The sequence below is a fragment of the Pseudomonas sp. NPDC090592 genome, from assembly GCF_044769185.1.
Lineage (GTDB): Bacteria > Pseudomonadota > Gammaproteobacteria > Pseudomonadales > Pseudomonadaceae > Aquipseudomonas.
Genome location: NZ_JBIVXJ010000003.1, coordinates 159,548 through 165,655 on the forward strand (window position 1 = coordinate 159,548; position 6,108 = coordinate 165,655).

Annotated in this window: 4 protein-coding genes; 3 read left to right on the forward strand and 1 reads right to left on the reverse strand. The window is 63.6% G+C overall.

Annotated elements, in window-relative coordinates:
* Positions 1-22 precede the first annotated feature (22 nt).
* Positions 23-478 (reverse strand): REP-associated tyrosine transposase, encoded by a 456-nt coding sequence (locus ACIQUI_RS03635; protein ID WP_403195019.1) that lies wholly within the window; start codon positions 476-478, stop codon positions 23-25.
* Positions 479-792: 314 nt separating this feature from the next.
* Here ACIQUI_RS03635 and ACIQUI_RS03640 point away from each other — a divergent pair, with 314 nt between their 5' ends.
* From ACIQUI_RS03640 to ACIQUI_RS03650, 3 genes are read left to right on the forward strand one after another with little or no spacing between them, the layout of a single operon-like run.
* Positions 793-1,881, forward strand: coding sequence for an efflux RND transporter periplasmic adaptor subunit (locus tag ACIQUI_RS03640; RefSeq protein ID WP_403195021.1), 1,089 nt, complete (start codon positions 793-795; stop codon positions 1,879-1,881).
* Entirely contained in the window at positions 1,878-2,942 is a 1,065-nt protein-coding gene (locus tag ACIQUI_RS03645) for an efflux RND transporter periplasmic adaptor subunit (RefSeq protein WP_403195023.1), read from the forward strand. The genes ACIQUI_RS03640 and ACIQUI_RS03645 overlap by 4 nt, the downstream gene beginning before the upstream one ends.
* Positions 2,939-6,004: an efflux RND transporter permease subunit gene (locus tag ACIQUI_RS03650; RefSeq protein WP_403195024.1), complete on the forward strand. Its 3,066-nt coding sequence runs from the start codon at positions 2,939-2,941 to the stop codon at positions 6,002-6,004. Before ACIQUI_RS03645 ends, ACIQUI_RS03650 begins: the two co-directional genes overlap by 4 nt.
* Positions 6,005-6,108 lie beyond the last annotated feature (104 nt).

The window sequence follows — 6,108 nt, forward strand, 5'->3', positions numbered from 1 at the left end:
CCGCGAAGGCCCCAACACCGATTCAAAGCCATACCGCATCCCAGTGTGGATAATCCCGGACACTCCTGACCAACCCAGCCCTCAAGGGATTGGCAACGATGTACCGGGCCACATGCACCACACTTTCTTCCCGTCGCAGCGCATGGTCGTGGTATCCCGGTTGCCATATCGGCTTATGCCTGACACCTGCCTTGCGCAATGCAATGGCAGTGCGTGATTTGAATTTGCGCATCAGCGCTCCCAATGCCACTTCCTTCAACTCGATCAGCCAATGCAGATGGTCGGGCATCACTACCCAGGCCAGCGACCGGCAGTCCTCAATGTCATCAGAAACCCGCAGGTGTCTGACCACCAGGCGAGCGTGGTCGAAGTCATGGAACAGTGGCAGGCGCAGATGTGTTTTGGTAGTCAGCAGGTAGAGCCTGCCCGGCTCGGAAAAGCGCCCACGGCGTAGCAGGTGGGATTCGGCTAACGGCATTGTGATCTTCCTTGAAGTTGAACCTCCCTTTGAAAGTAGTGGCTGAAGCGGGGTGGCCCGGTGGTTGATGGTTTCCGGATATAACTGAAGCATGTGCTTGGCTGTGCCGGCCCTTTCGCGGGCTCGCCCGCTCCCACAGGTACTGCACAAGCCTCCAGACCTGCGCTCTCCCTGTGGGAGCGGGCGTGCCCGCGAAGAGGCCCGCACAGGCGCCGACAATGCCGAACTGATCCCCGTCAGTGATGTTTATCGAACCCTGAACTACGCTCACAGTCGCATCCCACAAATCATTTGTGCGCAAGCAAGGAGCCAGCATGGCGTTGATACGTCCGCTGTCGGTCGTTTGCCTGGGGCTGCTGTACATGCTCACCGGCTGTAGCAAGGAAGAGGTCCCCGAGACGCTGCCTCGGGTTGGTGTGCAACAGGTCCAACCCACCGATTTCGCTGCCAGGGTCACCCTGACGGGCGATGTGCAAGCACGGGTGCAGACCGACTTGTCGTTCCGCGTGGGGGGCAAGATCATTTCCCGTAGCGTCGATGTGGGTGATCACGTAAAAGCCAACCAGGTGCTGGCACGCCTGGACCCGAAGGACCTGCAAAACAACGTCAACTCGGCCAAGGCCGAGGTGTTCGCCGCGCAGGCGCGGGTTACCCAGACCAGCGCTGCCTTCGTGCGCCAGCAAAAACTGCTGCCCAAGGGCTACACCAGCCAGAGCGAATACGATTCCGCCGAAGCTGCGCTGCGCAGCAACCAGAGCGCACTCAAGGCCGCCCAGGCGCAATTGGCCAATGCCAACGAACAACTCAGCTATACCGCGCTGGTTTCCGAAGCCGCCGGGGTCATTACCGAGCGCCAGGCCGAAGTGGGCCAGGTGGTGCAGGCGACCATGCCGATCTTCGGCCTGGCCGTCGATGGTGATCGCGATGCAGTGTTCAACGTCTATGAATCCTTGCTGGTGGCACCGCCCAGCGACGCCGGTGTGATCGTCAGCCTGCTGGACGACCCCAAGATCCAGGCACACGGCTTTGTCCGCGAAATCACCCCCACCGTGTCGGCGCAAAGTGGCACGGTGCAGGTCAAGGTGGCCCTGAAGGACGTGCCAGCGGGCATGCAGCTGGGTGCACCGGTAACGGCCAGCACCAATGCCGTGGGGCGGCCGAGCATCGAGCTGCCGTGGTCGGCGTTGACCAAGGCCCTGCATGAGCCTGCCGTGTGGGTCGTGGGCGAGGGCGACAAGGTCGAGCTGCGCAAGGTCGAGGTCAGCCGTTACCTGACCGGCAAGATCGTCGTCGCCAGCGGCTTGCAGGCTGGCGAGACCGTGGTGGTCACGGGTAGCCAGTTACTGCACCCCGGCATGCAGGTGCAGAAGGTCGATTCCAAGGCCCAAGGGGGTGCGCTATGAAGCGCCTGCTGATGCTGTCGGCCGGCCTGCTGCTGGCCGCCTGCGGGAGCGAGGAACAAGCTCCGGAACCGATCCGGCCGGTGCTGTCGGTGACGGTAGAACCCCAGGTGCAGTCGCAGCTGGGCCGTTTTGCCGGCAATATCGAAGCGCGCTTCGAAAGCACCTTGGGCTTCCGGGTTGGCGGGCGTATTGCCCGCCGTTGGCTGGATGTGGGCGCCCAGGTCAAGCCGGGCGACACACTGGCCACGCTGGACCCCACCGACCAGCAGAACCAGCTGCGTGCCGCCGAAGGCGACCTGGCCAAGGTGCAGGCGCAATGGATCAACGCCCAGGCCGATGCCCGCCGCCAGCAACAGCTGTATGACCGAGGCGTCGGTGCCCAGGCGCAGTTGGATATCGCCCAGACCAACCTGAAAACCACCAGTGCCGCGCTGGAGCAGGCGCGCTCTGCGCTCAGCCAGGCCCGTGACCAGCTGGACTACAGCACCCTGCGCACCGACCACGCAGCGGTAATCACCGCCTGGCAGGCCGAAGCCGGGCAAACCGTCACTGCCGGCCAGGCCGTGGTGACCCTGGCACGGCCCGACGTGAAGGAGGCGGTGATCGACCTGCCGATCGGCCTGGCCGAGCAACTGAACAAGGACCTGACCTTCACCGTCGCCTCGCAGCTCGACCCCACCATCAACACCACCGCCACCCTGCGCGAGCTGGAGCCGCAGGCCGACCCCACCACCCGTACCCGCCGTGCACGCCTGACCCTGGCAAGCACCCCGGCAGCGTTCCACCTGGGCACCGCGGTCAGTGTGACCCTGACTTCGCAAGTGTCCCCGCGCAGCGAGCTGCCCTTGAGTGCCTTGCTTGAACGTGACGGCAAGACCCAGGTGTGGGTGATCGATACCGGGCAGAAAACGGTCGATACCCGTGACGTCACCCTGATCGACCGCACGTCCGACAGCATCGTCCTGGCCGCCGGCGTGCAGCCCGGTGAGCGCGTGGTGACTGCGGGCGTGAACAGCCTCAAGCCTGGCCAGAAGGTCACCTTCGACGAGGATGCGCAATGAAAGGCGGCTTCAACCTATCCGACTGGGCACTCAAGCATCAATCGTTCGTCTGGTACCTGATGTTCGTCGGCCTGTTGATGGGGATTTTTTCCTATTTCAACCTGGGCCGTGAAGAAGACCCGTCGTTCACCATCAAGACCATGGTCATCCAGACCCGCTGGCCCGGTGCGACCCAGGACGAAACCCTGTACCAGGTCACCGACCGTATCGAGAAAAAGCTCGAGGAACTCGACTCGCTCGACTACACCAAGAGCTACACCCGCCCCGGCGAATCCACGGTCTATGTGTACCTGCGTGATACCACCAAGGCCAAGGACATCCCGGAAATCTGGTACCAGGTACGCAAGAAAATCCAGGACATCCGCGGCCAGTTCCCCGCCGGTATCCAGGGACCGGGGTTCAACGACGAATTCGGCGACGTGTTCGGCTCGATCTACGCCTTTACTGCCGACGGCCTGACCCTGCGCCAGTTGCGTGACTACGTTGAGCAGGCGCGGGCCGAAGTACGCGATGTGCCCAACATCGGCAAGATCGAGTTCATCGGCACCCAGGATGAAGTGCTGTACCTGAACTTCTCCACCCGCAAGCTGGCGGCCCTGGGCATTGACCAGCGCCAGGTCATGCAGGCCCTGCAGGCGCAGAACGCGGTTACCCCGGCCGGGGTGATCGAGGCCGGGCCGGAGCGCATCTCGGTGCGTACCTCCGGGCAGTTCGCCTCGGAAAAAGACCTGCAAACCGTCAACCTGAAGATCAACGACCGTTTCTTCCGCCTGGCCGATATCGCTGACATCGAGCGCGGCTATGTCGACCCGCCGTCACCGATGTTCCGCTACAACGGCCAGGCCGCCATTGGCCTGGCCATTGGCATGAAGGCGGGCGGCAACATGCAGGTATTTGGTGCCGCGCTGAAAAAGCGCATGGACCAGGTGATCCAGGATTTGCCGATTGGCGTTGGCGTGCACACCGTGTCGGACCAGGCAGTGGTGGTCAAGCAGGCGGTTGGCGGCTTCACCAGCGCGCTGTTCGAAGCGGTGGTGATCGTGCTGGCGGTAAGCTTCGTCAGCCTTGGCATGCGTGCCGGGCTGGTGGTGGCCTGCTCGATTCCGTTGGTGCTGGCCATGGTGTTCGTGTTCATGGAGTACAGCGGCATCACCATGCAGCGCATTTCGCTGGGCGCGCTGATCATTGCCCTAGGCCTGCTGGTGGACGATGCGATGATCACCGTCGAGGTGATGGTCACGCGGCTGGAGATGGGCGAGACCAAGGAGCAGGCGGCAACCTTTGCCTATACCTCCACCGCCTTCCCGATGCTCACCGGTACCCTGGTGACGGTGGCCGGCTTTGTGCCGATCGGCCTCAACGCCAGCTCCGCGGGCGAGTACACCTACACCTTGTTCGCGGTCATTGCCGTGGCCTTGCTGGTGTCATGGATCGTCGCCGTGTTCTTCGCCCCGGTGCTGGGGGTGCACATTCTCAGCAGCAGCAAGCTCAAGGCCCACGAAGCCGAGCCCGGGCGGGTCGGCCGGGCGTTCGAGGGCGGGCTGCTGTGGTGCATGCGCCATCGCTGGCTGACCATCATCGGTACCATCCTGCTGTTTGCCCTGTCGCTGTTCAGCATGCGCTTCGTGCAGAACCAGTTCTTCCCCTCGTCGGACCGCCCGGAGATCCTGGTTGACCTCAACCTGCCGCAAAACGCTTCGATCGAAGAGACACGCAAGGTGGTCGACCGCTTCGAGGCACGGATCAAGGACGACCCTGACCTGGTGCACTGGAGCACCTACATTGGCCAGGGTGCCATCCGCTTCTACCTGCCGCTCGACCAGCAGCTGCAGAACCCGTATTACGCGCAGCTGGTGATTGTCAGCAAGGGCTTCGAAGAGCGCCAGGGCATGATCGAGCGCTTGCAGAAGATCCTGCATGAAGAGTTCGTCGGCATCGGCACCAACGTGCAATCGCTGGAAATGGGCCCGCCGGTGGGCCGGCCGATCCAGTACCGGGTCAGTGGCGCCAGTATCGACGAGGTGCGCAAGCACGCCATCGACCTGGCCACCTTGCTCAACCAGAACGAGCACATCGGCGAGATGATCTACGACTGGAACGAGCCCGGTAAGGTGCTGCGCGTGGAAATCGCCCAGGACAAGGCGCGCCAGCTGGGGTTGTCGTCGGAAGACGTGGCCAATGTGATGAACAGCATCGTCAGTGGCGTGCAGATTACCCAGGTCAACGACAGCATCTACCTGGTCGACGTGGTCGCCCGTGCCGAAGACAGCGAACGCGGCTCGCCTGATACCCTGCAGAACCTGCAGATCCTCACCCCCAACGGCACCTCAATCCCGCTGCTGTCGTTCGCCACCGTGCGCTACGAGCTGGAGCAGCCGCTGGTATGGCGCCGCGACCGCAAGCCGACCATCACCATCAAGGCCTCGGTCAACGGCGAAATCCAGCCCACCGACCTGGTGGCCGAGCTGAAGCCGAAAATCGACGAGTTTGCCAGCAAGCTGCCGGTCGGTTACGAAGTGGCCACGGGCGGTACGGTGGAAGAAAGCGGCAAGGCCCAGGGGCCGATTGCCAAGGTCATTCCGCTGATGCTGTTCCTCATGGCGACCTTCCTGATGATCCAGCTGCACAGCGTGCAGAAGCTGTTCCTGGTGGTCAGCGTGGCGCCGCTGGGGCTGATTGGCGTGGTGCTGGCGCTGGTGCCGACGGGCACGCCGATGGGCTTTGTGGCGATCCTTGGCATCCTGGCGCTGGCGGGCATCATCATTCGTAACTCGGTGATTCTGGTCACCCAGATCGACGAGTTCGAAGCGCAGGGCTATGCCCCTTGGGACGCGGTGATGGAAGCGACCAACCACCGCCGCCGGCCGATCTTGCTGACGGCCGCCGCGGCGAGCCTGGGCATGATCCCGATTGCCCGCGAGGTGTTCTGGGGGCCGATGGCCTACGCCATGATTGGCGGCATCATCAGCGCAACGCTGCTGACGCTGTTGTTCCTGCCGGCGTTGTATGTGGCCTGGTACAAGATCCGCGAGCCTGAAAACGGTACCAAAACCCAACACTGAACCCTGTGGGAGCGGGGGGGGGGGGGGGGGGGGGGGGGGGGGGGGGGGGGGGGGGGGGGGGGCCGGGGCGGGCCCGCCCCGCGGCCGGCGCGGGGGGCGGGGGA